Source organism: Parasphingorhabdus sp. (genome assembly GCF_039982395.1).
GTDB lineage: Bacteria > Pseudomonadota > Alphaproteobacteria > Sphingomonadales > Sphingomonadaceae > Parasphingorhabdus.
Window position 1 is genome coordinate 59,644 of sequence record NZ_JBDWYO010000006.1, and the last position, 25,218, is coordinate 84,861.

26 protein-coding genes are annotated in these 25,218 nt (G+C 54.3%); 16 read left to right on the top strand and 10 right to left on the bottom strand.

Annotation, left to right across the window (positions count from 1 at the left end; translation table 11 throughout):
- Nucleotides 1-90: 90 nt before the first annotated feature.
- Nucleotides 91-945, bottom strand: coding sequence for a sterol desaturase family protein (locus tag ABJV08_RS10415; protein ID WP_348039422.1), 855 nt, complete (start codon nucleotides 943-945; stop codon nucleotides 91-93).
- A 90-nt stretch (nucleotides 946-1,035) separates the two neighbouring features.
- Between ABJV08_RS10415 and ABJV08_RS10420 the strand changes: the two genes are divergently transcribed.
- Nucleotides 1,036-1,701 carry a Crp/Fnr family transcriptional regulator gene (locus ABJV08_RS10420; RefSeq protein WP_348039423.1) on the top strand — a complete coding sequence of 222 codons (666 nt, stop codon included), beginning with the start codon at nucleotides 1,036-1,038 and terminating at the stop codon, nucleotides 1,699-1,701.
- A 4-nt stretch (nucleotides 1,702-1,705) separates the two neighbouring features.
- Here the strand turns inward: ABJV08_RS10420 and ABJV08_RS10425 are convergent, their stop codons facing one another.
- The gene (locus ABJV08_RS10425) at nucleotides 1,706-2,344 is read right to left on the bottom strand and encodes a TIGR02117 family protein (RefSeq protein ID WP_348039424.1); all 639 of its coding nucleotides are present in this window, start codon (nucleotides 2,342-2,344) and stop codon (nucleotides 1,706-1,708) included.
- A gap of 77 nt (nucleotides 2,345-2,421) precedes the next feature.
- Between ABJV08_RS10425 and phhA the strand changes: the two genes are divergently transcribed.
- Nucleotides 2,422-3,318 carry a phenylalanine 4-monooxygenase gene (phhA, locus tag ABJV08_RS10430; RefSeq protein ID WP_348039425.1) on the top strand — a complete coding sequence of 299 codons (897 nt, stop codon included), beginning with the start codon at nucleotides 2,422-2,424 and terminating at the stop codon, nucleotides 3,316-3,318.
- Nucleotides 3,319-3,347: 29 nt separating this feature from the next.
- Here the strand turns inward: phhA and ABJV08_RS10435 are convergent, their stop codons facing one another.
- On the bottom strand, nucleotides 3,348-4,331 hold the full coding sequence (locus tag ABJV08_RS10435) for a 50S ribosomal protein L11 methyltransferase (RefSeq protein WP_348039426.1): 984 nt from the start codon (nucleotides 4,329-4,331) through the stop codon (nucleotides 3,348-3,350).
- A 12-nt stretch (nucleotides 4,332-4,343) separates the two neighbouring features.
- Entirely contained in the window at nucleotides 4,344-6,224 is a 1,881-nt protein-coding gene (locus tag ABJV08_RS10440) for an ABC-F family ATP-binding cassette domain-containing protein (protein WP_348039427.1), read from the bottom strand.
- Nucleotides 6,225-6,391: 167 nt separating this feature from the next.
- Here ABJV08_RS10440 and ABJV08_RS10445 point away from each other — a divergent pair, with 167 nt between their 5' ends.
- Complete coding sequence (locus ABJV08_RS10445) at nucleotides 6,392-8,020, top strand: M28 family metallopeptidase (RefSeq protein WP_348039428.1); 1,629 nt, start codon at nucleotides 6,392-6,394, stop codon at nucleotides 8,018-8,020.
- Nucleotides 8,021-8,025: 5 nt separating this feature from the next.
- Here ABJV08_RS10445 and ABJV08_RS10450 read toward each other — a convergent pair whose 3' ends face one another.
- Together ABJV08_RS10450 and ABJV08_RS10455 are read right to left on the bottom strand one after the other, a co-directional pair.
- Nucleotides 8,026-8,709 carry a spermidine synthase gene (locus ABJV08_RS10450; RefSeq protein WP_348039429.1) on the bottom strand — a complete coding sequence of 228 codons (684 nt, stop codon included), beginning with the start codon at nucleotides 8,707-8,709 and terminating at the stop codon, nucleotides 8,026-8,028.
- Complete coding sequence (locus tag ABJV08_RS10455) at nucleotides 8,706-9,419, bottom strand: SDR family oxidoreductase (protein ID WP_348039430.1); 714 nt, start codon at nucleotides 9,417-9,419, stop codon at nucleotides 8,706-8,708. Before ABJV08_RS10455 ends, ABJV08_RS10450 begins: the two co-directional genes overlap by 4 nt.
- A gap of 201 nt (nucleotides 9,420-9,620) precedes the next feature.
- Between ABJV08_RS10455 and sdhC the strand changes: the two genes are divergently transcribed.
- The 4 genes from sdhC (at nucleotide 9,621) to ABJV08_RS10475 (ending at nucleotide 12,978) form a co-directional block, all read left to right on the top strand.
- Nucleotides 9,621-10,034 (top strand): succinate dehydrogenase, cytochrome b556 subunit, encoded by a 414-nt coding sequence (sdhC, locus tag ABJV08_RS10460; RefSeq protein WP_348039431.1) that lies wholly within the window; start codon nucleotides 9,621-9,623, stop codon nucleotides 10,032-10,034.
- A 15-nt stretch (nucleotides 10,035-10,049) separates the two neighbouring features.
- A complete protein-coding gene (gene sdhD / locus ABJV08_RS10465) occupies nucleotides 10,050-10,439 on the top strand; it encodes a succinate dehydrogenase, hydrophobic membrane anchor protein (protein WP_348039432.1) in 390 nt (129 codons plus the stop codon).
- The gene (gene sdhA / locus ABJV08_RS10470; protein ID WP_348039433.1) at nucleotides 10,439-12,256 is read left to right on the top strand and encodes a succinate dehydrogenase flavoprotein subunit; all 1,818 of its coding nucleotides are present in this window, start codon (nucleotides 10,439-10,441) and stop codon (nucleotides 12,254-12,256) included. The genes sdhD and sdhA overlap by 1 nt, the downstream gene beginning before the upstream one ends.
- Nucleotides 12,257-12,357: 101 nt before the next feature.
- On the top strand, nucleotides 12,358-12,978 hold the full coding sequence (locus ABJV08_RS10475; protein ID WP_348039434.1) for a LysE family translocator: 621 nt from the start codon (nucleotides 12,358-12,360) through the stop codon (nucleotides 12,976-12,978).
- A 4-nt stretch (nucleotides 12,979-12,982) separates the two neighbouring features.
- Here the strand turns inward: ABJV08_RS10475 and ABJV08_RS10480 are convergent, their stop codons facing one another.
- Both ABJV08_RS10480 and ABJV08_RS10485 read right to left on the bottom strand, forming a co-directional pair.
- Entirely contained in the window at nucleotides 12,983-13,474 is a 492-nt protein-coding gene (locus tag ABJV08_RS10480; RefSeq protein WP_348039435.1) for a hypothetical protein, read from the bottom strand.
- A 22-nt stretch (nucleotides 13,475-13,496) separates the two neighbouring features.
- On the bottom strand, nucleotides 13,497-14,645 hold the full coding sequence (locus ABJV08_RS10485) for an alpha-hydroxy acid oxidase (RefSeq protein ID WP_348039436.1): 1,149 nt from the start codon (nucleotides 14,643-14,645) through the stop codon (nucleotides 13,497-13,499).
- A 128-nt stretch (nucleotides 14,646-14,773) separates the two neighbouring features.
- Between ABJV08_RS10485 and creD the strand changes: the two genes are divergently transcribed.
- Nucleotides 14,774-16,189 carry a cell envelope integrity protein CreD gene (gene creD / locus ABJV08_RS10490; RefSeq protein ID WP_348039437.1) on the top strand — a complete coding sequence of 472 codons (1,416 nt, stop codon included), beginning with the start codon at nucleotides 14,774-14,776 and terminating at the stop codon, nucleotides 16,187-16,189.
- Between the two features lie 41 nt (nucleotides 16,190-16,230).
- Here the strand turns inward: creD and ABJV08_RS10495 are convergent, their stop codons facing one another.
- A complete protein-coding gene (locus tag ABJV08_RS10495) occupies nucleotides 16,231-17,133 on the bottom strand; it encodes a neutral zinc metallopeptidase (RefSeq protein ID WP_348039438.1) in 903 nt (300 codons plus the stop codon).
- 126 nt (nucleotides 17,134-17,259) lie between these two features.
- On the opposite strand from ABJV08_RS10495, the gene ABJV08_RS10500 reads away from it, so the two are divergent.
- From ABJV08_RS10500 to ABJV08_RS10530, 7 genes are all read left to right on the top strand, one after another.
- A complete protein-coding gene (locus ABJV08_RS10500) occupies nucleotides 17,260-18,045 on the top strand; it encodes a 3-hydroxybutyrate dehydrogenase (protein ID WP_348039439.1) in 786 nt (261 codons plus the stop codon).
- A complete protein-coding gene (locus ABJV08_RS10505; RefSeq protein ID WP_348039440.1) occupies nucleotides 18,042-18,629 on the top strand; it encodes a DUF4893 domain-containing protein in 588 nt (195 codons plus the stop codon). The genes ABJV08_RS10500 and ABJV08_RS10505 overlap by 4 nt, the downstream gene beginning before the upstream one ends.
- A 69-nt stretch (nucleotides 18,630-18,698) precedes the next feature.
- Complete coding sequence (locus ABJV08_RS10510; RefSeq protein WP_348039595.1) at nucleotides 18,699-20,021, top strand: amidohydrolase; 1,323 nt, start codon at nucleotides 18,699-18,701, stop codon at nucleotides 20,019-20,021.
- Nucleotides 20,022-20,387 (top strand): hypothetical protein, encoded by a 366-nt coding sequence (locus tag ABJV08_RS10515; protein WP_348039441.1) that lies wholly within the window; start codon nucleotides 20,022-20,024, stop codon nucleotides 20,385-20,387. It abuts the gene before it with no gap.
- 163 nt (nucleotides 20,388-20,550) lie between these two features.
- Nucleotides 20,551-20,970: a rubrerythrin family protein gene (locus ABJV08_RS10520; protein ID WP_348039442.1), complete on the top strand. Its 420-nt coding sequence runs from the start codon at nucleotides 20,551-20,553 to the stop codon at nucleotides 20,968-20,970.
- Between the two features lie 100 nt (nucleotides 20,971-21,070).
- Nucleotides 21,071-22,402, top strand: a complete 1,332-nt coding sequence (locus tag ABJV08_RS10525) for a heterodisulfide reductase-related iron-sulfur binding cluster (protein WP_348039443.1) — start codon at nucleotides 21,071-21,073, stop codon at nucleotides 22,400-22,402.
- Nucleotides 22,403-22,523: 121 nt separating this feature from the next.
- Nucleotides 22,524-23,117 (top strand): DUF3501 family protein, encoded by a 594-nt coding sequence (locus ABJV08_RS10530; protein ID WP_348039444.1) that lies wholly within the window; start codon nucleotides 22,524-22,526, stop codon nucleotides 23,115-23,117.
- Here the strand turns inward: ABJV08_RS10530 and ABJV08_RS10535 are convergent.
- On the bottom strand, nucleotides 23,114-23,551 hold the full coding sequence (locus ABJV08_RS10535; protein WP_348039445.1) for a hypothetical protein: 438 nt from the start codon (nucleotides 23,549-23,551) through the stop codon (nucleotides 23,114-23,116). The two genes, ABJV08_RS10530 and ABJV08_RS10535, sit on opposite strands and share 4 nt — an antisense overlap.
- Nucleotides 23,552-23,748: 197 nt before the next feature.
- Here ABJV08_RS10535 and ABJV08_RS10540 point away from each other — a divergent pair, with 197 nt between their 5' ends.
- On the top strand, nucleotides 23,749-25,140 hold the full coding sequence (locus ABJV08_RS10540) for a short-chain fatty acyl-CoA regulator family protein (RefSeq protein WP_348039446.1): 1,392 nt from the start codon (nucleotides 23,749-23,751) through the stop codon (nucleotides 25,138-25,140).
- Nucleotides 25,141-25,218: the final 78 nt, after the last annotated feature.

Consider the following 25,218-nt stretch of genomic DNA (forward strand, 5'->3'; position numbering starts at 1 on the left):
AGATGATCGATGGGAGAGCCGGTCGCATTTGAAGTCAGGCGGTCGCCAAAACTATATGCCAGCGACCGCCTTACCTCTCTCCCAAGCTCTTTAAACCTTTGAGGCCGCCTCTAGCGCTGCCAACTCTCTTACGCCGTGGCCGCCTTTCTTATTCTCCGGAAAGATCGGCCAAGCCAGTTGCTGACCCAAGGTCGCGGGGGCAAGGTTTTCAACGCCGTAGCTGTCGGGGTAGCGGCGGGTGATTTTTGCGGTGCCGAACAAGACGTCCCAAAAGAAAAGCAGATTCCCAAAATTGCCTTTGTAATTGGTCACGCCGTCACTCACATGCCGGCCATGATGAGCATGGTGCGTTGCGGGTGTCGATATCGTGCGTTCCACGACCCACATGACCGGCGAAAGCCATTTGATTTTGTAAAGCGGTGCATCCCAGGCGACATCGCTATGCGCGCCCACAATAACCGCCATTTTTACGATGATATAGCCAACATAGACCCATCCGAGCCCCAGATAGATGAGCGCGCCGGACAGCCAAATGCTGGGCATGGTGAGATAATAGAAGATATTATTCCGGTAGACCAACCGCACGCTCATATATTTCGCATTATGGTGCGAGCGGTGCAGATTGTAGAGAAACGGGACGCTGTGCGATAGCCGATGCCAGAAATATTGCATCATATCATCAAAGACCAGGAACAGGCCGATGGCTGCGATCAGGGGAATACCGGTCAAGGCACCTTGCCATTGTGGCGCCACGCTGCCGAGCAGAAATTGGGCGGCAATGATGATGCTTGGCTGTGTGATGACGAGCAACACGAAGGAACCGATTATCTCGACTAGCGCATCGTCGCGGGTTTGATCCGGCTTGCTAAACAGATGCGTGCGGAATAATTCCAGAAGTCCGAAGACTAAGAATATTCCCAGGATCGATAGAATCTCAGGCCGCATGTTTTCTCTCCCACAAGATTGCTTGCAGGATTCTGATAGCGGATGTAGCCATTGGTAAATGCAAACTAGTTATCATTCTATGGTTTTATCATGAAGGTGCCTTCTCCTATGGCTGGCACGGGCTTTGTGGCAGGGCTTCCGGAAGCGGTTCGCCGGAACCTGCTGAGCCGGGGACAAGCGCGTTCTTTCACCAAAGGACAAATCATTCAGCAACGTGGTGATGCTGCAAATGAATTTTGGTATGTCGAGACCGGTTCGGTGCAGATTGGACGCTATGGCATCGATGGACGATTGACCCTGTTTACGCTGATCGGTGCGGGCGAGACCTTTGGCGAACTTGCCTTCATGGGAGAGTTCTCCCGAACCGTGGATGCCATTGCAGGGGGTGATTGCACCTTGATCCGGATTGGGGATAATGAACTTGCAAGCCTGATGAATTCCGATCCGGCGATCACCCGATTGCTGCTCAAAACCATGGCGCTCACAGTGCAAGAGGCGATCAATCTGATCGAATCCAGTCGGAACCTAACGGTTCTCCAAAGACTGGCGCAGGCGCTGCTCCAATTGTGCGGGGATCAGCAAGATGGCGCCGAGATCATGGCCACCCAGCAGGATTTGGCAGATCTGCTTGGTGTTTCCCGTGTGTCGCTCGGAAAGGCCATGAGCACATTGCACACATCGGCTATTGTTGAGCCGGGATATGGGGTTGTTACGATCCGCGACGGAACTGCCCTTCGCGCTGTTCTAGCATCCTAGAGATCTATTCCTGTCGCTCGGGAAACCAGCGCATCACGCCGCCCTGAAACGGCGTCCAGTGGCCCGTTCGGACTCCGGCTTGTTTCAGGATGTCGTTCGTCCAGTTGTTGCACGTATTGAAAGCGCTATAGTGGCCGTTTGACTGGTAGAAGAGGTCATACCGGCCATAGCCGGGCGATGGTTGAGAATGTTGCTGATGATCAAGGGCAAATCTTGTTTCAATCGCGGCCGCGATTCTCCGATATTCCGCCTCGCTGACTTTTAGGCTGCGGCGATAATGGGGATAAGCCTGTGGAAATTTCAGGTGATAGACGTGGATAAGTACCTCTTCGCTGCCAAAAACCGCGCTGAGCGCATCGCCGATCCGTAAGTCTGTCCACTCGCGGGTGTGGCGATAAACGCCTTCATGACCCCAGCCGACCAAAATATGACTGCCGTAAAGCGACGGATCAGAGAGATGTTCGGGGCGGAGCAAAGGCGTCCAGTCGTGGGTGTCGCTCCATATCGGCATGATGATGCCCGTGTGTACCCCATTGGTTTCAATGAACAATTCTATACCATCTTCGGGGCTCTTCCAATTCTGGTTGGCGGGAAATAGGCTCCCCGTGAGTGCGGCGAGCAGGTATAATGCTATTAGTGCCATCAGCGCAAAACCGCAGCGTTTCAAACATTTATTCGCTAAAGTTGCCATTGAAACCTTTTCTGCTGTAGGATGGATTCATGTTCAGCGCCCCCGATCCCGACAGCCATGTCTATGACAAGCCGCCCGCGCACGCAAATGCCGACTGGACGATTGACCAGGACTGGCAAAGCTATTCAGCGGAAGACCATGAAACATGGGATATCTTGTTCGCCAGGCAACAGAAGATGTTGCCGGGCAGGGCGGCGCAGGCTTTTCTCAACGGCATCGACATCTTGAATCTGTCGCAACCGGGTATTCCGGATTTTACGGAACTCAACCGGACTTTGATGGATGCCACCGGATGGCAGGTCGTGGCTGTTCCGGGACTTGTTCCGGACGATGTGTTCTTTGACCATCTAGCCAACCGGCGCTTCGTTTGTGGCAATTTCATCCGGAAACGAGACCAGCTCGACTACCTGAAAGAACCGGATATTTTTCACGATGTATTTGGTCATGTCCCCATGCTCGCGGATCAACGTTTCGGAGACTATATGGCGGCTTATGGCCGTGGTGGCCTGCGGGCGCTGAAATATGGTACGTTGAAGCAATTGGCGCGGCTCTATTGGTATACGGTGGAATTTGGGTTGATCCAAGAGGCCGAGGGCTTGCGAATCTATGGCGCGGGCATTGTTTCCAGCTATGGCGAGAGCCTATTCGCGCTCGACGATCCCAGTCCCAACCGGATCATGTTCGATCTAGAGCGTGTTTTGCGCACCGAGTATCGGATTGACGACTATCAGCAGAATTACTTTGTTATCCCCGGTCTCGATGAACTATTGCGGGTTACCGTCGAGACCGACTTCAAGCCGGTCTACGATCGTATCGCCGAACAGCCCGACATCAAGATCGCAGAGATTGCGGAAGGTGATGTCGTGCTGACCAAGGGGACGCAGAGCTACGCGCTCTCCCAGTCCGGTGAAGCCAAGATTATTTGATAGCGCTAGCGACGGCGCTGATCGCCCTTTTAGCATTCGCCGAAATAGTCGGATGCGAGGGGAGACTTCATCTTCTTGCGTGTCGGGGTCCAACCATATTTTCTGGATTTCACGAGGGTCAAGCAAGGCCATTCGTTCTCGAGGCGCGTGTGTCTGAGACGAAACCCTTCACGGGCATACGCACGCACCACTTCGGCTTTTTGACGGCTGAGCAATCCGGCGATCAGCAAGGCGGTCCCGGTCCCAGCTGCAGCGGCGATTTGCGGTGCCAGTGCCACTAGCGGACCGGCCAGTATATTGGCAATGATGAGGTCGAACGGCGCCCGTCGCTTTAACGCGGGGTGATCGAGGCCATTGCTTTGAACCAGACGGACTTGGCCCCGACTATGGCCCAATCCTATTGCATTTTGGTGGCAGTTTGCTTCGGTTACGTTCACCGCAATCGGGTCAATATCGCTGGCGATGATTTTGGCGCCCTGCCAGAGATGATGGGAGGCAAAGGCCAATAGGCCGGTACCTGTCCCAATATCGGCAATATTGCGAAACCTGTGACCAGTTCGCTTCAACCGGTCGAGGCTTTGCAGGCAACCCATTGTTGTCTCATGATGACCGGTCCCAAAAGCTTGTCCGGCATTGATGCATATATTGATGAGCTTGGGGTCTTCAGATGGCTGGTCAGTCGACGTGTGAACATGAAAGCGACCGGCGCGAAGCGGGTCGAGGCCTTGCTGGCTTAGGGTGACCCAATCTTCGTCCGGCAGCAATTCCACAACAGGCTGGAAATTGCTCGCCTTGGCCGAGGGCGACAGTTGACGAAGATTCTCGATCAACTCGGGGTCAGGTTCGACCTGACAATAAACGTCGATCATCCATTGATCGGGCTGATTGACGTCAATCTCGCTGGCCACAATCGTTGGCGTTGTATCGCTGGAAGCCACAAAAAGCTGATCTTCCGTCAGCGCCTGCGCCTCGGCGCGAGTGCAGGGGAGCGAGACCTTCCATGTGCGGGTCAAAGATGCGGCCGATCAGGCATTGACGTTTTCTTTTTCCAACTTGTCACTGGCTTCCATCCAAAGCGTTTCCGCTTTGTCGAGCTTGTCCTGGATTTCCGCACGTAGCTTCATCAGCTCGGTCATCGTCAGATCGGCATGTTTCGGCTCTGCAGATGCGGGATCGAACATGGCGCGATCAATGGCTGATAGCTCGTCCCCCAGAATTTTCATTTCCTTTTCCGCGGCTGTAACGGACTTACGCAACTCGGTCTGCTGTTTGCGTCGTTCCGCTGCGGCGCGGCGTTCTTCCTTGCGGTTTCCACCGCTGGATTTACCGACGGAAGCGCTAGGTTGATTCCGGCCGAGAACAAAATCGGTATAGTCTTTCAGCGATCCGGCAAATTCTTCTGCCTTGCCGCTGTCGACCATCACCAGACGATCAGCGGTCAGTTCGAGCATGTGGCGATCATGGCTGACCAAGATGACAGCGCCGCTATATTCGTTGAGCGCGTGCACCAGCGCTTCACGGGCATCGACATCAAGGTGGTTGGTTGGCTCATCGAGGATCAGCAGATGCGGCGCATCCCGCGTGATCATTGCCAGTGCCAGGCGGGCCCGTTCGCCGCCGGACAGCTTGCCAACTTTGATCGTCGCCTTGTCGCCGGAAAAACCGAACCGGCCAAGCTGCGCGCGCACAGCGCCCGGTTTGGCGCTCTTCATCAGGCGGGTCATATGTTCGAGCGGCGTGTCGGTGGTATCGAGTTCCTCCACTTGATATTGGGTGAAATAACCAACGGTCAGCTTGCCGGACTTATTGATCGCGCCCTGTTTGGGTTCCAACTGGCTGGCGAGCAATCGGGCGAGGGTGGTCTTGCCATTGCCGTTCCGTCCGAGCAGCGCGGTCCGATCATCGGGATCGAGGCGCATATTCAATCCCGACAGAATGATGTTATCCCCATAGCCGACCGATGCATCATCCAGCGTGATCAGCGGTGGCTTCAATTCTGCCGGGCTAGGGAAGTGAAAGCTGAGCGAGGGATCGTCAATCGCAGCGGCAATAGGTTCCATACGCGAGAGCGCTTTGACCCGGCTCTGGGCCTGCTTGGCGCTATGTGCTTTTGCTCCCCAGCGGGACACGAAGGATTCAAGCTTTTCTCGCTGGGCTATCTGCTTTTCGCGAGAGGAGGCGAGCTGCGCTTGCCGCTCGGCCCGCTGCTTCTCGAACGCGTCATAACTGCCCGGATAGAGGGTTGTCGTGCCATGTTGCAGATGGAGAATATGATCGACCACATTGTTCAGCAGATCGCGTTCATGGCTGATCACCAATATTGTTGCTTGATAGCTGGTCAGGAAATTCTCCAGCCATAAGGTCGCTTCAAGGTCGAGGTGGTTTGAAGGCTCATCAAGCAGCAAGACTTCGGGTTGCGAAAACAATAGAGCGGCCAATGCCACGCGCATCCGCCAACCGCCGGAGAAACTGTCCATGGGTTGCTGTTGGGAGTCCTCGTCAAAGCCCAGCCCGATCAGGATTTTGGCCGCGCGGGCCGGAGCGCTGTGCGCCTCGATCATATTCAGACGCTCGTGGATTTCGCCAATCCGTTGCGGATCGGTGGCAGTGTCCGCCTCCTCCAACAGTTTCGCCCGTTCGACATCCGCCGCCAGTACAGTGTCGAGCGGGCTCTCCTGGCCGGCAGGGGCTTCCTGCGCAATGTAGCCGAGCCGCGCTCCCCTGGGCATGTCGACGCTGCCGTCATCCGGCTCCAAAATGCCGGCAATGACCTTCATCAAGGTGGACTTGCCTGCGCCATTGCGGCCAATCATTCCCACGCGCGCGCCCGGTGGCAGCGCAGCGGTCGCACCATCGAGGATCACGGTGCCGCCGAGGCGCACAGTTATATTGCTGAAATTGAGCATGGGGAGCCGTTAGCGGAGCAAGCGCATTAGTGCAAAAGATAGCGTAAAAAACTTCACGTGCAAATAGAGCCTGATAGGCTAATATTAGACCCGATGAGGGGTTCTTTGGGAGTTTTGCTTTGTTTTTCAGCCGCACCGCCACACTATGTTCCGCCGCCGCTTTGGCTATGGCTTCGCCGATTAATGCACAGTCCGCTGATCAATCGATAGAGATCAGCGCTGATGAAATCACCCGGACCGTCCGGACCATGACTCTGGATCAGTTCGAAGGCAGGGCGCCAGGCACCGCGGGGGAAGATAGAACCATCGGATATCTAATAGGTCGGTTCGAAGCGCTCGGCCTCGAACCTGGCGGCGTCGACGGCACATGGACGCAGGCGGTTCCCTTGCTGCATACTGTTCTTGGTGAGCCCGAGAAGCTCTCGATCTCCATGAACGGAGAGACCACCAACTTGAATGCAGGCAAGGACATTTATGTGTCGACCCTGCAGCCCAAGGACAGGGCCGTTGTCGGTGACGCGGAGATGGTTTTCGTAGGCTATGGCGTGACTGCACCGGAACGGGGCTGGGATGATTTTAAAGGCGTGGATCTAAAAGGAAAGGTCGCGGTCTTTCTGGTCAATGATCCAGATTTTGCAGCGTCTTCTCAAGAAGATGTCGCTGGTGAGTTTGCTGGTAGGGCCATGACTTATTACGGACGATGGACCTATAAGTTTGAAGAAGCATCGCGGCGTGGTGCCGTGGCTGCCCTGATCATTCATGAAACGGAAGCCGCTGGCTATGGCTGGAATGTCATCGAAAGTCCGCAGGGCGAGAATTACGGAACAGTTTCGGCAGATGGCCAGATGACCAGCCTGGCTTTGCAGGGATGGATAAGCGGCAGCGCTGCTGAGAGTCTCTTTGACGATGCAGGACTGGACTTGGCGAAATTGCGCGTTGCTGCACGGACCAAGGGTTTCAAGCCGGTGGCGCTGGGAGCGGAATTTTCGGCCGCCTATCCGGTGAAACAGTCAATTGTTAAAAGCCAGAATGTCTTCGGCAAGATTACGGGTAAAGCGCGACCGGATGAGACGATCATTTTTGGCGCGCATTGGGATGCCTATGGCGAAGGCCCCCCGGATGAAAACGGGAATATCTACCGCTCGGGTGCTAATGATGATGCACTGGGCATGGCCGGTATCATGGAAATTGCCCGCAAGTTCAAATCTATGGAGCAGCCGGACCGGACAATTGTGATCGCCGCATGGGCTGCCGAAGAGCGGGGATTGCTGGGATCAGAAGTCTATGCGCAGTCTCCGGTTTATCCGTTGGAGACAACTGTTGCCAACCTGGCGCTTGATGTCTTGCAAACCGGCGGGAAAGCGAAGGATGTCATTCTGGTCGGTAAGGGGCAGGGAACGCTCGAAGACGATTTGGCAAAATTCGCTGGTCTGCAGGGGCGTGTGGTCACCGAAGAAAGCCTGCCCGAGCGGGGTCTATTCTTCCGCGCCGACCATTTTTCATTGGCCAAGCGCGGGGTGCCGGTGCTTTTGATGATGGGTTTGGCCGGCGCGTCTGATTTAGTGGAAGGCGGCAGGAAAGCAGGGCAGAAGTGGATCGATGACTATACGGGCAATTGTTACCACGCCGCCTGCGATGCATGGTCGCCGGATTGGGACCTTGCGGGGGCGATGCAAGATATCAATGTGATGTTCGATATCGGCAATAGCCTAGCCTATTCCAAGCAATGGCCGGAGTGGAAAAAGGGTTCCGAATTTAAGGAATTGCGCGACGGATCTGCAGACGCGCGCCGATAGGCGTTTTACTCGGTTTTCTGCGCCAGCCAGATCGTATGTTTCGCGCCTTTGCCATTCGCACGGGCCGGCACGGTTTTTACGTCGACGGCAAAGCCCGATTTGTGCAGCCGCGACGTGAACTTCGTGTCGCCTTCGCTCGACCAGATCGCCACTATGCCATTGGAGCGAAGCGCCTTCTTGGCTTTTGCCAGCCCGGCCATGCTGTAAAGCCGGTCATTGGCTTCATGGGTCAGGCCATCAGGGCCGTTGTCGACGTCCAGCAATATAGCATCATATTCGCGGTCTGCCTTATCGATGACATCGCAGACGTCGTCGACGGTGATGGTCACGCGACTGTCATTGAGAGAATTTTGGGACAGCTCGACCATCGGTTCCTGTGCCCATTTCACAATGGCAGGAATCAGCTCAACCACTTCGGCGCTCGCCTGCGGTGGCAAGACGGACAGGGCCGCGCGCAGCGTAAAGCCCATGCCGTAACCACCAATCAATATTCGCGGATTCTTGACCGTCAGGCGTTCGCAGGTGAGGGTCGCGAGCGCTTGCTCTGATCCACTCAGGCGGCTGTTCATCAATTCGATGCGACCCAGCATGATGGAATATTCATCGGCACCTTTCAGCGCGCGTCGAAACAGCTTGAGTTCATCGCCGCCCGGAATTTTAGCAGTGTCCAGAAGTTCGCGTGCAATCATCTCACAAAACTTGCGCCATTGGCATCCAGCACGGCGCCGGTCATGCTTGGCGGAGCGTCCAGCGCGCACCATCGCACCATCTCCGCAATTTCCTCTGGTTGGGCGACGCGTCCCAAAGGAATGTCTGCCAGCAATTTGTCACCGCCGCGGCTAGCCAGATAATCCTCGGCCATGCCGGTCATTGTGAAGCCCGGACAGATTGCGAAAGCCAATATCTCGTCTTTGGCATAAGCTCGGGCAATCGTCTTGGTCATCGCCACCATACCGCCCTTTGATGCGGCATAATGCCAGTGATCAGGGCTGTCCCCGCGATAGGCGGCGCGGCTGGCAATATTGATGATCCGTCCGGTATCTGTACGTTTTTGAAAATGCAGCACGGCGAGGCGGCACAGTTCGGCGGAAGCCGAAAGATTGATTGTCATCGTTTGGTTCCAGCTCGCTAGCCAATCATCGCTAGCAAGAGGATTGGGATCAAAAATTCCCGCATTGTTGATCAGCACATCGATGCGGCCATCTAACTGGTCTAGCGCTTGCTCCCACAATGAAGTCGCGGCGCCGTGTTGGGAGAAATCGGACGGAATAAGGCCATCTGCTCCGGTGGTGCTTTGACCAACGATGGTGACATTGCTCTGATCCAGTGATTCGAGGATAGCTTTCCCGATCCCACGGCTGGCGCCGGTCACCAATATATGTTTTTTTGTTTTGCTCATGCTGGATTGCGTAGAACGACAGCGCGCGCGCGTCCATCGATGATGCATATTTCCTGCTTTGAATCGTTCTGGTGGCTTTTTGCACTATTAAATTGTCCAAATCGGGCGCATCCGGTTTGCATGAGACGCGCTTTTCGCTAAGAGAATGGTTCGATTTCAAAGACTCCGGCGCGATCCGGATAGATTGTTCAGGGGAATACCATGGCCGGCGCATCAGGTTCATCATCGAACAGACCGCTTTCACCGCATCTGCAGGTATATAAATGGGGTCCGCATATGCTGGTCTCAATTCTTCATCGGGCGACCGGTGATGGCATGGCGCTTGTCGGCGTGCCGCTGATGGTTTGGTGGCTTTATGCCATTGCGGCCGGGCCAGAGAGTTACGAATATTACCTCAGTTGGTTCCACACTTATTATCTGGGTTATATTATTCTTGTCGGCATGAGCTTTGCGTTTTTTGAGCATTTATATTCTGGATTGCGCCATTTTGTGATGGATGCCGGAGCGGGCTACGAACTTCAGACAAACAAAATGTGGTCGATTGTCGTGCCTTTGGCGGCTGTCCTTACCACTGCTGCGATGTGGCTCTACATCGCAGGCAAGAATTTTTTATAGATTAGGAATCGGAACATGGGTTCAGGAACCAATATCGGCCGGGTACGCGGCCTCGGATCGGCGCAAGAAGGCGCGCATCACTGGATAGTCCAGAGGGTGACCGCAGTTAGCAATTTGCTTCTGGTCTTGTGGCTGATCTTTTCACTCGTCCGGCTTCCCAATTTTGAACATGATTTGATGATCCAGTGGCTGTCTTCGCCATTGGTCGCGGTGCCGATGATCTTGATGCTAATTAGCATCTTCTGGCATCTACGCATTGGCCTACAGGTTTTGATCGAGGATTATGTTCCCGATCATGGCATGAAATTCGGCCTGATCGTTCTCCTTAACTTTTTCGCCATTGGCGGCGCGGCTCTGGGAATTTTCTCGGTCGCGAAAATAGCCTTTACCGGAGTGGTTGCATAATGACTGAAGAATCCACCCAGCCAGCTTATAAGATCATTGATCACACCTATGACACTGTGGTTGTCGGTGCCGGAGGCTCCGGCCTGCGTGCCACCATGGGCGCTGCTGAATCGGGCTTGAAAACCGCCTGTATCACGAAAGTCTTCCCGACCCGGTCGCACACGGTTGCGGCGCAGGGCGGTATTGCTGCGTCTTTGGGCAACAATACCCCGGACCACTGGCAATGGCATATGTTTGACACGGTCAAGGGATCTGACTGGCTCGGCGATCAGGATGCGATTGAATATCTCGTGCGCGAAGCGCCGCAGGCGGTTTATGAGCTGGAACATGCCGGTGTGCCATTCTCGCGCAATGAAGACGGTACGATCTATCAACGTCCGTTTGGTGGCCATATGCAGAATATGGGTGAAGGACCTCCGGTCCAGCGGACTTGCGCCGCCGCCGACCGTACCGGCCACGCCATGCTGCACGCGCTCTATCAACAGAGTCTGAAATATGACGCGGATTTCTTCATCGAATATTTCGCCATCGACCTGATCATGGAAGACGGCGAATGTCGCGGCGTGATCGCTCTTTGCCTGGAAGACGGTTCCATCCATCGGTTCCGCAGCCATGCTGTGGTGTTGGCAACCGGCGGTTCAGGTCGCTGCTATTTTAGCGCGACCTCTGCCCATACATGTACTGGTGACGGTGGCGGCATGGTACTGCGCGCGGGGTTACCTTTGCAGGATATGGAATTTGTTCAGTTTCACCCGACCGGCATTTATGGTGCGGGCGTATTGATTACCGAAGGTGCTCGCGGCGAAGGCGGTTATCTGACCAACAGCGAAGGCGAGCGTTTCATGGAACGCTATGCGCCAAGCGCCAAGGATCTTGCCAGCCGTGATGTTGTTTCGCGCTGCATGGCCACAGAAATTCGCGAAGGCCGCGGCGTCGGACCGGAGAAGGATCATATCTATCTCCATCTCGACCATATCGCGCCCGAAGTGCTTGCCGAACGGCTGCCCGGCATCACTGAAACCGGTAAGATTTTTGCTGGTGTCGACCTGACACGGGAAGCACTGCCGGTTGTGCCGACGGTCCATTATAATATGGGCGGCATTCCCTGCAACTATCATGGTGAAGTGATTAATCCGACAAAGGATGATCCCGATGCGGTTGTTCCCGGCCTCTATTCTGTTGGCGAAGCAGCCTGTGTTTCGGTCCACGGTGCAAACCGCCTGGGTTCGAACTCTCTGATCGATTTGGTGGTCTTTGGCCGCGCAACCGGTTTGCGGCTTAAAGAAAAACTGACGCCGAACGAGTCACACAAGCCTCTTCCTGCAGATGCAGCCGATCTGGCTCTGGCCCGATTGGATCATTTCCGCAATGCCGACGGACCGGTGCCGACGGCTGACCTGCGCCTTGAAATGCAGAAGACGATGCAGGCGCACGCCGCTGTGTTCCGCGACAATAAATTGCTCGACGAAGGCGTTGCAGCGATGGACAAGGTCAACGCCAAATTGGCCGATGTAGGCGTCACCGATCGCTCTTTGATCTGGAACACCGATCTGATCGAGACGCTTGAACTCGACAATTTGATGAGCCAAGCAATGGTCACGATCAAAAGTGCCGCCAACCGCAAAGAAAGCCGCGGCGCTCACATGCATGAAGATTATGAAGACCGGAATGACAAGGAATGGATGAAACATACGACATCCACCTTCGAAGGCTGGGGCGGCAAAGGTGGCAAGGTCGATATCGACTATCGCCCGGTCCATGATTATACGCTGACCGACGAAGCGGAATATGTGAAGCCGAAGAAACGGGTTTATTGATTTCGATTTATTTGGTGAAAGCGTGAAGTATCGCGACGGGCAACGTTTGTTGCTCGTTGATCCTTCTTGTTTCTCTTCATAATCCGGATACAATCTGGGCTATGCTAGCCCCCATGCTTCCATCCTTTCTGCTTGTTGTGCTGCTGGTCGAACTGACTCCCGGCCCAAATATGGGCTGGCTGGCCTTACTCAGCGCGAGTGAGGGCAAGCGAGCTGGCTTTGCTGCGACCGCTGGCATAGGTCTGGGACTGGCTATCATTGCCGCCGCATCGGCTTTAGGACTGGCGCAATTGGCGCAGGCATCGGAACTGATATTCAATTTTCTGCGTTACGCTGGGGCCGCTTTTTTGCTGTGGTTGGCATGGGAAGCCTGGATGGGAGAGCGGGAAGTATCTCCGGCAGCGATCCACAAGAGAGAGACGCCGGCGAAGCATTTTCGTCGTGGTCTAATTATAAACTTGTTAAACCCTAAGGCCGCGTTGTTTTTTATAGGGGTGCTTCCGGTTCATATTGTTGCAGATCGTTCGGTTGCGATGCAGACGATCCAGCTTTCTATTGCCTATGTGGCGATCGCTACATTGATCCACATCACTATTGTTCTGCTTGCCGGCCGTGCCCATGGTTGGTTGTCGTCTGGGCCATATGCTAATTTGATCCGGCGAGGCTTTGCGATCATGCTGGCCGCCATTGCTCTATGGTTTTTTGTCGCAACCTTTCAATAATGGCTTAAGGTCGGGCAGGGGCTTTGCATCCCCGCTCGCGGCCTACACCTTTTAGAAAGCCACGCCGGACCGTGCCGGCATAGACCGCCTTATTATATCTCCGCCGCTCGGCATTGGCACCGGTTACTTCTCCGATAAGTCCGCCAAAGGGAATGATTGAGCCAACTGCGCTACCCGCAACCCGGCCAGCGGTATCGCGCCGTTTCTTGGCCTTGCTTTTGCTAACCCGTTCGTTGACGTCTGGTCCCAATACGGCATTGAGCGCTTTGACTTCGGCGATGATGGCGGCACAGCTGCCCATGGCTTTGAGGGAGTAAGGCTTGTCCCGAATATCCTTCAATTTTTGGGGTATCTCTTTTCCATCAAATGGTTCGGTGACCTTATCGCCTGCCTCTTCGAGAGTGGATTCCTTTTTTGCGCCTTGTTGCGCCAGTGCAGGTGATCCGATCATGACAGTGGCGAACAATAGTCCGATCCAGCGGTTCGTTTTTTTCATTTCCATCCCCTTTCTGGCCCGCCTAACGAAAGCGGAGGTTCTCGCGGTTCAATTGGTCGACCGCCGTGACGCCCATGAGCTTCATATCGCGCTCAATCTCAGCTTGTAGCAATGAGAGGATTCTCTCAACCCCTCCCTGACCGGCAGCGGCGAGCGCGTATAGATAGAGCCGTCCGCCCGAACAGGCCTTTGCACCGACGCTCAGCGCTTTCAGAACATGGCTGCCGCGGGTGATGCCACCATCGCAAATCACATCAAGCTTGTCGCCGACCGCATCGCATATTTCTGCCAATTGATCGAAAGGCGCGCGCGATCCGTCCAGTTGCCGTCCGCCATGGTTGGACACCATGATGGCGGTTGCGCCAATGTCCACCGCGCGCTTTGCATCGGCGACGGACATGATCCCTTTCAGGCAAAATTCTCCGCCCCAATCTTTCGCAATCTCTTCGGCCATGGCCCAATCGAGCGATTGGTCGAGCATATTGGTGAAATAGTCGGCGACGCTATTGGGAACGCTTGTGCCTTCGGAAACATGATCCTTTAAATTGGAAAGTTCGAAACGGTCGCGGAACATATAGTTCAATCCCCATGCTGGTTTGGCAGCATAGCTCCAGAAGCTGGTCGGCGTGATTTTGGGTGGGCTGGTAAATCCGGACCGCAAGCAGCGCTCCCGGTTGCCGCCAACTATCGTATCCACGGTCAACGTGAGCGCGTCGAATTTTGCCGCTTTGCAGCGTTCGACCATCGACCGGTTGAGCTCTTTGTCCTTGTGAACATAGAGTTGGAACATTTTCGGCGTGCTGATGGTCGAACCGATTTCCTCAATGCTCACCGTTCCGAGGGACGAAATGCCAAAATAGGTGCCAAATTTTTCCGCAGCCCGCGCAACGGCGCGTTCTCCCTGCCAGTGAAACAGGCGTTGCAGGGCGGTGGGAGAGAGGAAAAGCGGCATGGCCAGCTTCTGCCCCATCACCGTCGTGCTCATGTCCATGGTCTCAACACCGGTCAGTACATTGGGCACCAGATCACACCGTTCATAGGCATCGGTATTGCGTCGGCGTGTCACTTCATCATCCGCCGCGCCATCAATATAGTCAAATATCGGAAAGGGCAGGCGTTTTTTTGCGAGCGCACGGAAGTCGTTCACATTGTGGCAATCCGAAATATTCATAACGACCTTTCGATTCGACGCACGTGTGTCTCTGCTTGTCGCAGATCATGCAAGGATCTAGCGGGTAGTTTAGACGAACATGTGCGTCTCGCAAGCAACGTTTATATGGGTAAAATGAGGGATATATCATGACTGAAATACAAGAGGACCCCACTGGTCCTGTGAAGCCGGAACGATCACCAGGGGCAAAGTTCCTGATGGTCCTGTTGATGGGCTTCATCATTACCATACCATTGTTCACTGTTTGGTTGCTCAACTACGATCGTCAGAGCCAAAGCGAAACGGCGCAGCAGTCCATTGTATCGGGTTGGGGCGGTAAGCAGGTTTTTGCCGGGCCAAAGATCGTGCTTCCCTATCAGGCGAAGGTTACAGAGTCGGTCGAGGAAAATGGCAAGACGGTAACCCGGACCAATATAGTGACACGGGAATTGTTCGTCGCGCCCGAACTGGTGAAATTGAATAGCCAGCTGAACACCGAAACCAAGAAGCGGGCGATATACGAAGTGATCGTTTATGATACGGCAATGACCGGGTCTGCAACTTTCCGGTTGCCTGATGATCTTGATCGCTATGGTGTGACCCGCGACCAGATTGATTTCAGCCGAGCTGAACTGCGCTTCGGTCTATCCGATGCACGCGGACTAGCCGGTGACAACAAGGTTGTTGTTAATGGCGAAACGCTTGAGTTGCAGCCGGGCAAGGGGCTTGGCGAAACGGGCAACAGCGGCTTCTTTGCCTTCGTGGATGGGGAAACCTTGGCCACGGGTGCTATCGAGGCTGAATTTAACGTCCGGTTCAAGGGCAACCAAAGCGTCACCATCGCACCACATGCCGGTCAAACCGAATGGACCGTCCAATCAGAATGGCCGCACCCTAGTTTTGCCGGGAGCTTTCTCCCTGAAAGCAGAACGATCGATGATGACGGTTTCAAAGCGAAATATGTGATCACCAATCTAGCCTTGGGAACGTCACTGATCTCCACCGAAGGCGCGCAACAGGTGCAACCAATGCGGGCGAAGGACATGACCTATTATGATCCTGCCTATTCTAATGGCGGAACTGCAAGCGCGACTGTGGACTTGATCCAGCCTGTTGATCTCTACGGTCAGGTGGACCGGGCGACCAAATATGGTTTCCTGATCATCGGCTTCACCTTTGTTGCACTCCTGTTGTTCGACCTGATCGGCGGAGTGAAGATATCTTCGGTGCAATATATATTGGTCGGCGTCGCACTGGTGCTGTTCTTCGTCTTGCTGCTGGCATTCGCAGAGATTGTTGGCTTTGCCTTGGCCTATGTCATGGCATCGCTGGCGACAATCGGACTGATCACAGCTTATTCGGCATCTGTCTTGTCGAGCTGGCGAAGAGCTTCCATTGTCGGTGGCATGCTGGCAGCGCTCTATGGCGCGATCTACATATTGCTGAGCCTCGAAGCCTATTCGCTTCTCATCGGCTCGTTGTTGATCTTCTTGGCACTAGCAGGAGTGATGTTCGTGACCAGACGGCTTGACTGGTCGAGCAGTTTGAACCGAGCAAAAGCTTAAATATTAGCGGGCTCCGGAGTTAATCCGGAGCCCGTATTCTATTATACCGCGCCGTTGGCAAATGTATCGCAAGAGGCCGGATCACCGGTCTGCATTCCTTTGCGAAGCCATGCTTTGCGCTGCTCGGAAGAGCCATGAGTGAACATGCTTTCTACCGGCCGCTGGCCAGCGCCACGCATCAACGTATCATCACCGATTGCGTGGGCTGCGTTTAGACCTTCTTCGACATCGCCGGGTTCCATACGGGTTGCATTTTGCGCAGCCCAAACACCGGCATAGCAATCCGCTTGCAATTCCATCCTGACCTGAAGGGCATTCCCTTCTGTCTTGCTGGCGCGGGCCTGGGCCTTGCGTATCTGGTCGGCGACACCGCTTAGATTCTGGATATGATGGCCGACTTCATGGGCGATCACATAAGCCTGCGCGAAATCGCCCTTTGCGCCCATCCGCGTCTGCATCTCGTTGAAAAAAGATGTGTCGAGATAAATGCCCTGATCCGCAGGACAATAAAAGGGTCCCGCTGCCGATGTTGCCGAACCGCAGCCTGCAGAACTCACGCCGCCTTGATAGAAATGCAAGGTCGGTGCGCGGTAGGTGCCACCATTCTGACGGAATAATCCAGACCAGGTCTGCTCAGTTGATGCCAGCACACGCCCCGCAAATTGTTCGCTCTCGGTGTCATAGGCAATGCCATCTCCGCTCGAGGACGCAGAGCCGCCGCCAAGCATCCCGCCGCCGCCGGTGAAATACATGAAGGCCAATGCCCCGCCGCCGATAAGCAAGACTGTGCCGCATCCCATTTTTTTGCGACCGAGCAACATCGGCAGGAAGCTGAACAACAGGCCAATGATTCCGCTTCCGCCACCGCCTCCGCCAAAGCTCCGTCCGCCGCCTTGTCCATGGTCGCGTACATTTTTGCTGGGATCCAGGTCGTCTAAGCGCATTGCAAATCTCCTCGTCTGATCCCAATTCGCCTGATTCATCAAAAAGCGCAAGCGTCGCTGATTTCTTTTACAAAAACATTGCAGTCCGGTTCGACTGTTTTAAGGTTGCCGGAAAGGAGAATCTGCATGTTTCTAAAGGGCAAGACGGCGCTGATTACGGGCTCAACATCGGGCATCGGCGGCGGTTATGCGAAGGCGCTGGCCGCGGAAGGCGCGGCTGTGATGATCAATGGTTTCGGCGATGCCGGCGAGATAGAGGCGCTGCGGCAAGAACTAGAAGCGCTAAGCGGCACCAAGGCGGCCTATAGCAGCGCCGACATGACCAAGCCGGAAGAAATCCGGCAAATGTGCAGCGATTGTGCCGAACAACTTGGTTCGGTCGATATATTGATCAATAATGCGGGTATCCAGTTTGTCTCTCCGGTCGATGAATTTCCCGAGGAGAAATGGAACGCAGTGATGGACATCGTCATGAACAGTGCCTTCCATACGACCAAGGCGGTTCTGCCGGGGATGAAAGAAAAAGGCTGGGGCCGGATTATCAACACCGGATCGATGCACAGCAAGGTCGCGAGCCCCTATAAGTCGGCTTATAATGCCGCGAAGCACGCGATTGACGGGTTCGGCAAGACCGTTGCTCTCGAAGTGGCGCAAAACGGCATTACAGTGAATACAATTTCGCCCGGCTATACGTGGACCCCACTGGTCGAGGGGCAAATCCCGAACACGATGGAAGTGCGGGGCCTAACGCGAGAACAGGTGATCAATGATGTGCTGCTCGCCCCGCAACCGACCAAGGAATTCGTCCAGATCGACCAGATTGGCGCACTGGCGATATTCCTCTGCAAGGAGGAGGCGCGGGCCATTACCGGCGCAAATATTTCGATCGACGGAGGCTGGACCGCGCAATGATCGCTGGACTGCTTCTGCTTGTTGCAGCCGCCGCGGAACCGCCAGTTGCACCGCCATGGCGTGAACGGGCGACTGCTGCCGATGTAGAAAGGCTGGAAAAATGGGAAGAGGCGTTGGAGATCGGTCGATCCGGCGTCATCGGAGCGGGGGCAGGCGCTGTGCTTGCCGCTCGTTCCCCTCTTTTTGAAACCGATGCGGCCCTGGCTGACAGCGATATTCCGCAAGGCCTGTATAATTGCTCGATCACCAAGTTGGACGGTGATGCCGCTGGCGGGCTTCCTTATATCGCTTATCCTGCGTTCAAGTGCCGGATCGTGGAGCAGAATGGCCGCAGGCATTTGACCAAATTGACCGGATCACAACGGACCATTGGCTGGATCGACAAAGCGAACGGGGACCATTCAATATATCTTGGTACCCTGATTTACCATTATGAGAATGCTTTGGTGCCTTATGGGCATATGGCGAAACGCGATCAGGCGGCGGTTGTACAGCGCATCGGACCAGATCGCTGGCGGATGGTATTTCCGTTTCCGGCTTATGAAAGCAAGGTTGACGTGATGGAGTTGACGCCGGCGGATTGAAATTTTGGACCTGACAAGCGTCCGTGATCAGATTAGTCAGGGGCAAATTATAGAAAATTGGGGATGATGATGCAAAAATTGGTGAAATTGGGTTTGTTGGCGGCGGCTTCGATGCTGGCGGCCGTTCCGGTCCAGGCGGATAGTCTGAAAGAGGCGATCGCCGCAGACATGCCATCGCTGATGGACATTTATCGCGATCTCCATGCCAATCCCGAACTGAGTGGCGAAGAAGTCCGTACCGCCGCCAAATTGGCCGCCGAAGCGCGGCGTCTCGGCTTCACCGTCACCGAAAAGGTCGGCGGAACGGGCGTTGTGGCGGTCATGGAAAATGGCGAAGGCCCGACCGTGATGCTGCGCGCTGATATGGATGGCCTGCCGCTGGAAGAGAAAACCGGACTCTCTTACGCCTCAAGGGCTAAGGCGAAAACCCGTCAGGGCAATGATACATTTGTGATGCACGCTTGTGGCCATGACACGCATATGACCGGTTGGGTTGCTGCTGCGCGGCAATTGGCGGCGCGCAAAGATGAATGGTCCGGGACCTTGGTGATGATATTGCAACCAGCTGAAGAGACAGGCGAGGGTGCCCTCGCGATGCTGGAAGACGGCCTTTATACCCGCTTTCCAAAGCCCGACTATGCGCTGGCTTTCCATGATGCCGCTGGTGCCCCCGCTGGTTATATCGGATATGCGCCAGGCTTTGCGCTAGCCAATGTCGATAGCGTAGATATCCAGGTAAAGGGCGTTGGCGGCCATGGCGCCTATCCGCATACGACCAAGGATCCCGTGGTTTTGGCAAGCCGCATTGTCGGCGCGTTGCAAACTCTAGTGAGCCGCGAAGTGGATCCGCAGGATCCGGCGGTCGTTACCGTGGGGAGCTTTCAGGCTGGTTCCAAGCATAATATCATTTCAGACGAAGCGCTGTTGTTGATCACCGTGCGCAGCTATGGCGACGAAACGCGCGCTCAATTGCTTGACGGGATCAAACGCATTGCGCGCGGCGAAGCTATCACCGCTGGTATGCCGGAGGATCGGATGCCGGTCGTTTCCATCCGCGATTCAGAATTTACGCCCGCAACCTACAACAGTCCGGAATTTACGCTGGAAATGGCAAAACTGTTCGAAACGCGTTTCGGCAAGAGTCGCGTAGTGCAGTCCAAGCCAGTCATGGGTGGCGAAGATTTCAGCCGCTATCGCCGCGCCGACGAGAATATCAAAAGCATGATTTTCTGGGTCGGTGGCGTTCCGATGGCGGACTATCAAGCATCTCAGACCGAAGGCAAAAAATTGCCTTCACTGCACAGCCCTTTTTGGGCGCCTGATGCGGAAAAGGTGATCACGACCGGTGCAGAGGCCTTAACGGCAGCAACGTTGACAATCTTGAAGAAATAGATGGTTGGTTGGCTTCTCTTGCTTTCGCTGATGGCCTTGCCCGAACCAGCAATGGCCACAGCGGAAGAGATGGAAGTCGAGTCGGTCTATTTTGAAGGGCGTTGGGCCTTCATCGACGAAGAATGTGCCGCGCCGAGCAGTTGGACCATGATATCCGGTGGAACTTTTGTGTCAGAAGACTTGATGGGAAGCTGGCGTTGGCAAGACGGTCAGTTGCTTTTGAACCTCGATGATCTTGCGATTGACGAGGAGACAGGTGAGGCGGGCGGAAAGTTTCGTATGGACGGCCCTGTGACGTTGGTCGATTCTGGCCGATTTGATTTTACCATCGCTCCCGATGTCTATCAGTTGAAACGCTGTCCTTGATCATAAATCGCTAATGCGAATAAATCGCAATACATTGATTGATATTTCCGATCACTAATGATCAAAAAATTCGATGGAACGGGGGTCTTCGCGCGCGTATTATCTTGGGTAATCCGATTCTTAACGTCGGTATCTAATCTATTCACGCCATTAGGAGAATATCATGGGACTTGCTGGAAGCAAAACCGAACAAAATCTGAAAGACGCATTTGCTGGAGAAAGCCAGGCCAACCGTCGTTATCTTTATTTCGCCCAGAAGGCCGACATTGAAGGGTATAATGACGTAGCCGCTGTGTTCCGCTCAACCGCAGAAGGCGAAACCGGTCACGCTCATGGCCATCTCGAATTTCTTGAAGAAGTTGGCGATCCAGCGACGGGTGAGCCTATCGGCGCGACGTCCGACAATCTGAAATCGGCGATTGCTGGTGAAACCCACGAATATACCGATATGTATCCGGGCATGGCAAAATCTGCTCGCGAAGAAGGCTTTGATGAAATTGCTGACTGGTTCGAAACGCTTGCAAAAGCTGAAAAGAGCCACGCTGGTAAGTTCCAGAAAACCCTCGACACGATGGACGCTTAATAAGCGGATCTAAAAGATTGTGCCGTTGCCACCTCTCGAGGGGCGACGGCACAATCTTCTCACCAACAGTTTCCGCCTCTAGGGCGACAGGAAGCATATCATGACAGAAGGCAGCTTGGGCGCACCGACGCGGCACCCCATCCCATGGCAGGAAGAATCCTACTATGACGAGGAAGCGCTCGATCAAGAACTGCGCCGGGTATTTGACATCTGCCACGGCTGCCGCCGATGCTTCAATCTGTGTGACAGCTTCCCCCAAATGTTCGACATGATCGATGACAGCCCGAACGAGGAAGTCGATGATCTGAGTACGGGCGATATTAAAAATGTCGTGGACGCCTGTACGCTCTGCGACATGTGTTTCATGGTCAAATGCCCTTATGTGCCGCCGCATGAATTTGATTTGGATTTCCCGCACCTGATGCTGCGTCACAGGGCGGTCGAGAACCGCAAAGGCAAGACCGGTTTTGTAGACAAGCAACTGGCCGAAATCGATCGCAACGCCAAGCTTGCCGGGACCCTGGCCGGTGCTGCAAATTGGGCGACCAAACAGACCAACGGCCTGACACGAGGCGTATTGGAGAGTGTGGCGGGCATCGACAAGCGCGCACATCTACCGGTCTTTGAAGATGTCCCGCTTGATTTCAAACATGTGGGGCACGGCCCCGTTGCCAATGCCGATGCGCCAGCCTTTGGTCGCAAGGCTGCGATCTATGCGACCTGCTATGGCAATTTCAATGACCAGACTGCTGGCAAGGCTGCGCTAGACGTGCTCTCGCACAACGGCGTGCAAACGCGAGTGGAATATCCCGCCTGCTGCGGCATGCCGAAACTCGAGAATGGTGATCTGCCAGCTGTGGCCTCTTCTGCTGAAGAAGTTGCTGCATTTTTCGAACCAATCATCGATGAGGGTTTTGATGTTCTCGCTTTGACACCAAGCTGTGCGCTTATGATGAAATTTGAATGGCCGTTGATCTTGCCAGACAATGAGGCCGTGAAAAAACTTGCTGCTGCGACACGCGATCTGAGCGAATATGTCGTCGAAATTGCCAAGGACAAAGGCGTTGTTCCCATCGAACCGATGGACGCCAAAATAGGAATTCATTTTGCCTGTCACAGCCGTGCCCAGAATATGGGCCCGAAAGCTATGGAAATGCTCAAGCTGATCCCTGAAGCGAAGCCAACTATTGCCGAGCGATGCTCTGGTCACGGCGGGAAATGGGGCATTTTCAAAGAAAATTTCGACAAAGCCGTAAAAGTTGGCCGCCCCGCTGCACGCGCGGTGGCGAAGGGCGACCCTGATTTTATGGTCAGCGAATGTCCGCTTGCCGGGCCACATTTGAAGCAGATCATGGAAAGCGGTGGTCAGAAAAAATTGCCTGAACGGATTGGACACCCGATTGAACTGCTCGCCAAGGCATATGGTTTCTAGCAACTGAACCGACGGACCGGCTGCTCTTGGCAACGCGGGCCTAACGGTAAAATGAATTTGAATGGATAGGTTTTTGTCCCGGCGCCTGCCGGAAGAACGATCAAAATTTTGAGGATTAATTATGCCCCGCGACACGCATCAGATTACCAATGACGATATAATCTCGCTCGAAAATTACGAGTCTATTCGCAAGGACAAGCGCCAGGAATCGATTCTACGGAAAAAATTCCGCCGCATTGCTATTGGCCCTTATGCGACGATCCAGTTTGAAAGTTGGGAGAGCATGTGGTTGCAAGTCCAGGAAATGCTGCGGATCGAAAAAGGCGGAGAGGAGCAACTTGTCGACGAGCTGGCCGCCTATAATCCAATGGTTCCGAACGGGTCGGAATTTACGGGCACTTTGATGTTCGAAATCGATGAAGAAGAGCGACGCACGGCTTTCTTGAAGACGCTAGGCGGAGTCGATCAGCATATTCATATCATCATTGGCGACCAGAAGGTCACCGCCGAGCCAGAACAGGACATCGATCGCACGCGCGCGGATGGCAAGGCCAGTGCTGTTCAGTTTGTTCATTTTGCGCTTACCAGTGAGCAAGCCAAAATTTGGAAAAGCATGGAAGGGCAGGTGATGGTCCAGATCGATCATCCCAACTATGGCCATGCGGCAATAATTAGCGATGAATGTCGGGGTGATATGGCCAGAGATCTAGACTAGTCGTCAACCGGGTTTTCTGGATTGTTGGTTTTCAACAGGATGGGATTTTGGAGACTACCTTTTTCGCCCGGCGGAGGGCTGTCGGGCGAGGTCGTCTTGCTGGTTTTGGCATAGGAATTGGTCGACGATCCAGCGTCGCTCCAGCCTTCGTTCCGATCAGAACCATAATCTTCCACTTCAGAATCCGCATCTTGATCGCTCTCAGCATCATCCATACCGATCATGGGTTCTCCGAAAGTATAGGATTCCTCATCCTCATCTTCTTCATCCTCACCTTCATAATCCCAGGCGTTATCCGGTGACTGAGTCGCTGGCTTGGATGGTTTTTCGAGCTCTGCCTTGACAGTTTCTGGTTTAGGCGGCTCGTCTGACGGAGTCACAAAATAGATCAAAAGGCCGGTGGAAGCGACAAACAGGATGGATTCTTTGAGCATAGGAGAACACCAATTTAGTTCAGATTTCTAACCTGAATTAATCGGTCGCGGTTAAGAAACATTTACCTGCCGGTAAGAACGAGATGCTTTCTCTCCAGAAAATAAGAGCTGAGAAGCTGAGTTGATTTAATACAGAAATATTACAAGCAAAGACAATTGAACTTGAATTTTTGTAAATAAATTTACATAGCGTCAGAATGACAAATCCAAAACTTTTCGCAGGTGCGGCGATAAAACGACTCCGGCGAAGCGCCGGAATGACGCAGGTTGCTTTGGCCCAGGCGCTCGATATCTCTCCCAGTTACCTCAATCTCATAGAACGCAATCAGCGGCCTTTAAGCGCCCGTTTGATGCTTTTGCTGGCCGATAGGTTTGACTTTGATCCGCGGCAGTTGATCGCTGCAGAACCCGGTGGTGGCATTGACGCGATCCGACAAAGATTGAGCGATCCGCTATTCGAGGACCTGACCATCGATCGTACGGAACTGGAAGAATGGTTGATTGCATCACCCAATAGCGCGGAAGCTTTTGTAAGACTGTTTGATAATCGCAAAACGAACGGAGATGCGGGGGAAGCTAATATTGTCGATCCGATCCAATCGGTTCGTCGCGAAATTGAGCGCTGGCGCAACCATTTTGCCGATCTCGACTCTATGGCCGAAGAACTGGCCGATGAGCTGCGGCTTGGCGCTGGGGATCTATATGGCGCGATAACCGAAAGGCTTCGGGTCAAGCATCAACTCATGATCCGAATTTTACCGGAGACAGTATTGTCGGACAAGCTCCGACGCCTCGACTTACACGCGCGCCAACTGCAGCTTTCGGAGATGCTCGATCCGGCTTCTCGTACATTTCAGGCCGCGTTGTTGCTGGGTCAGATTGAAGCAAAGGGAGAAATAGACGCGCTCGCATTGGGCGGCAATTTCACAGACCGATCTGCGGAGAAACTGTTCCGCAGTCATTTGTCCGGATATTTTGCGGCTGCCTTGATGATGCCGTACGAACGGTTTCTCAAAGCTTGCGAGCAATCAGGCTATAGAATTCAACTATTGCAGCGCCGTTTCGGAGCCGGCTTCGAACAGGTGGCGCATCGGCTGACGACTCTGCAGCGTGTTGGATCTCGAGGTTTACCCTTTTTCATGGTTCGGATTGATCGTTCCGGCATGATTTCCAAGCGCTATGCCGGCGCCAGCAATGCCCCGTTGGTGGAAAGTGCGCATCGCTGTCCGCTATGGGATATCCACAGGGTGTTTGAACAACCGTCAGAAATCCGATCCCAATTGGTGGCGTTGGAGGACGGGTCGACCTGGTTCACCTTGTCCCGAGCGGTCCAGGGCATAGGCTCTGGTGCAGGAGGACATACGCCGGCGTTCGCTATCGGTCTGGGAGTGTCAGCGGATGTGGCTTCAGCATTACATTATGCACGTGGCAAGGACCTTAGCATTGAGCAGGCGGATCACATCGGTTTGGGGTGCCCGGCGTGCACGCGACCGCAATGCTCGCAAAGGTCCGCGCCACCGCGGAGCCGGACTCTCAAATTCAACGAACGAGAACGTGGTTTGACGCCGTTTGATTTTGTGAACGATTGAAACGGATCAGAGACTTGGCGAGCTGGTAGGGTGAAACTGTCGGCATTTTGAACAATTTTGACGAAAAGAAGCGATTTC

Coding starts and splice junctions, on each gene's coding strand:
- ABJV08_RS10415 (WP_348039422.1), bottom strand. CDS start 945: ATGCGGCCTGAGATTCTATCGATCCTGGGAATATTCTTAGTCTTCGGA.
- ABJV08_RS10420 (WP_348039423.1), top strand. CDS start 1,036: ATGAAGGTGCCTTCTCCTATGGCTGGCACGGGCTTTGTGGCAGGGCTT.
- ABJV08_RS10425 (WP_348039424.1), bottom strand. CDS start 2,344: ATGGCACTAATAGCATTATACCTGCTCGCCGCACTCACGGGGAGCCTA.
- phhA (WP_348039425.1), top strand. CDS start 2,422: ATGTTCAGCGCCCCCGATCCCGACAGCCATGTCTATGACAAGCCGCCC.
- ABJV08_RS10440 (WP_348039427.1), bottom strand. CDS start 6,224: ATGCTCAATTTCAGCAATATAACTGTGCGCCTCGGCGGCACCGTGATC.
- ABJV08_RS10445 (WP_348039428.1), top strand. CDS start 6,392: ATGGCTTCGCCGATTAATGCACAGTCCGCTGATCAATCGATAGAGATC.
- ABJV08_RS10450 (WP_348039429.1), bottom strand. CDS start 8,709: ATGATTGCACGCGAACTTCTGGACACTGCTAAAATTCCGGGCGGCGAT.
- ABJV08_RS10455 (WP_348039430.1), bottom strand. CDS start 9,419: ATGAGCAAAACAAAAAAACATATATTGGTGACCGGCGCCAGCCGTGGG.
- sdhC (WP_348039431.1), top strand. CDS start 9,621: ATGGCCGGCGCATCAGGTTCATCATCGAACAGACCGCTTTCACCGCAT.
- sdhD (WP_348039432.1), top strand. CDS start 10,050: ATGGGTTCAGGAACCAATATCGGCCGGGTACGCGGCCTCGGATCGGCG.
- sdhA (WP_348039433.1), top strand. CDS start 10,439: ATGACTGAAGAATCCACCCAGCCAGCTTATAAGATCATTGATCACACC.
- ABJV08_RS10475 (WP_348039434.1), top strand. CDS start 12,358: ATGCTAGCCCCCATGCTTCCATCCTTTCTGCTTGTTGTGCTGCTGGTC.
- ABJV08_RS10480 (WP_348039435.1), bottom strand. CDS start 13,474: ATGAAAAAAACGAACCGCTGGATCGGACTATTGTTCGCCACTGTCATG.
- ABJV08_RS10485 (WP_348039436.1), bottom strand. CDS start 14,645: ATGAATATTTCGGATTGCCACAATGTGAACGACTTCCGTGCGCTCGCA.
- creD (WP_348039437.1), top strand. CDS start 14,774: ATGACTGAAATACAAGAGGACCCCACTGGTCCTGTGAAGCCGGAACGA.
- ABJV08_RS10495 (WP_348039438.1), bottom strand. CDS start 17,133: ATGCGCTTAGACGACCTGGATCCCAGCAAAAATGTACGCGACCATGGA.
- ABJV08_RS10500 (WP_348039439.1), top strand. CDS start 17,260: ATGTTTCTAAAGGGCAAGACGGCGCTGATTACGGGCTCAACATCGGGC.
- ABJV08_RS10505 (WP_348039440.1), top strand. CDS start 18,042: ATGATCGCTGGACTGCTTCTGCTTGTTGCAGCCGCCGCGGAACCGCCA.
- ABJV08_RS10510 (WP_348039595.1), top strand. CDS start 18,699: ATGCAAAAATTGGTGAAATTGGGTTTGTTGGCGGCGGCTTCGATGCTG.
- ABJV08_RS10515 (WP_348039441.1), top strand. CDS start 20,022: ATGGTTGGTTGGCTTCTCTTGCTTTCGCTGATGGCCTTGCCCGAACCA.
- ABJV08_RS10520 (WP_348039442.1), top strand. CDS start 20,551: ATGGGACTTGCTGGAAGCAAAACCGAACAAAATCTGAAAGACGCATTT.
- ABJV08_RS10525 (WP_348039443.1), top strand. CDS start 21,071: ATGACAGAAGGCAGCTTGGGCGCACCGACGCGGCACCCCATCCCATGG.
- ABJV08_RS10530 (WP_348039444.1), top strand. CDS start 22,524: ATGCCCCGCGACACGCATCAGATTACCAATGACGATATAATCTCGCTC.
- ABJV08_RS10535 (WP_348039445.1), bottom strand. CDS start 23,551: ATGCTCAAAGAATCCATCCTGTTTGTCGCTTCCACCGGCCTTTTGATC.
- ABJV08_RS10540 (WP_348039446.1), top strand. CDS start 23,749: ATGACAAATCCAAAACTTTTCGCAGGTGCGGCGATAAAACGACTCCGG.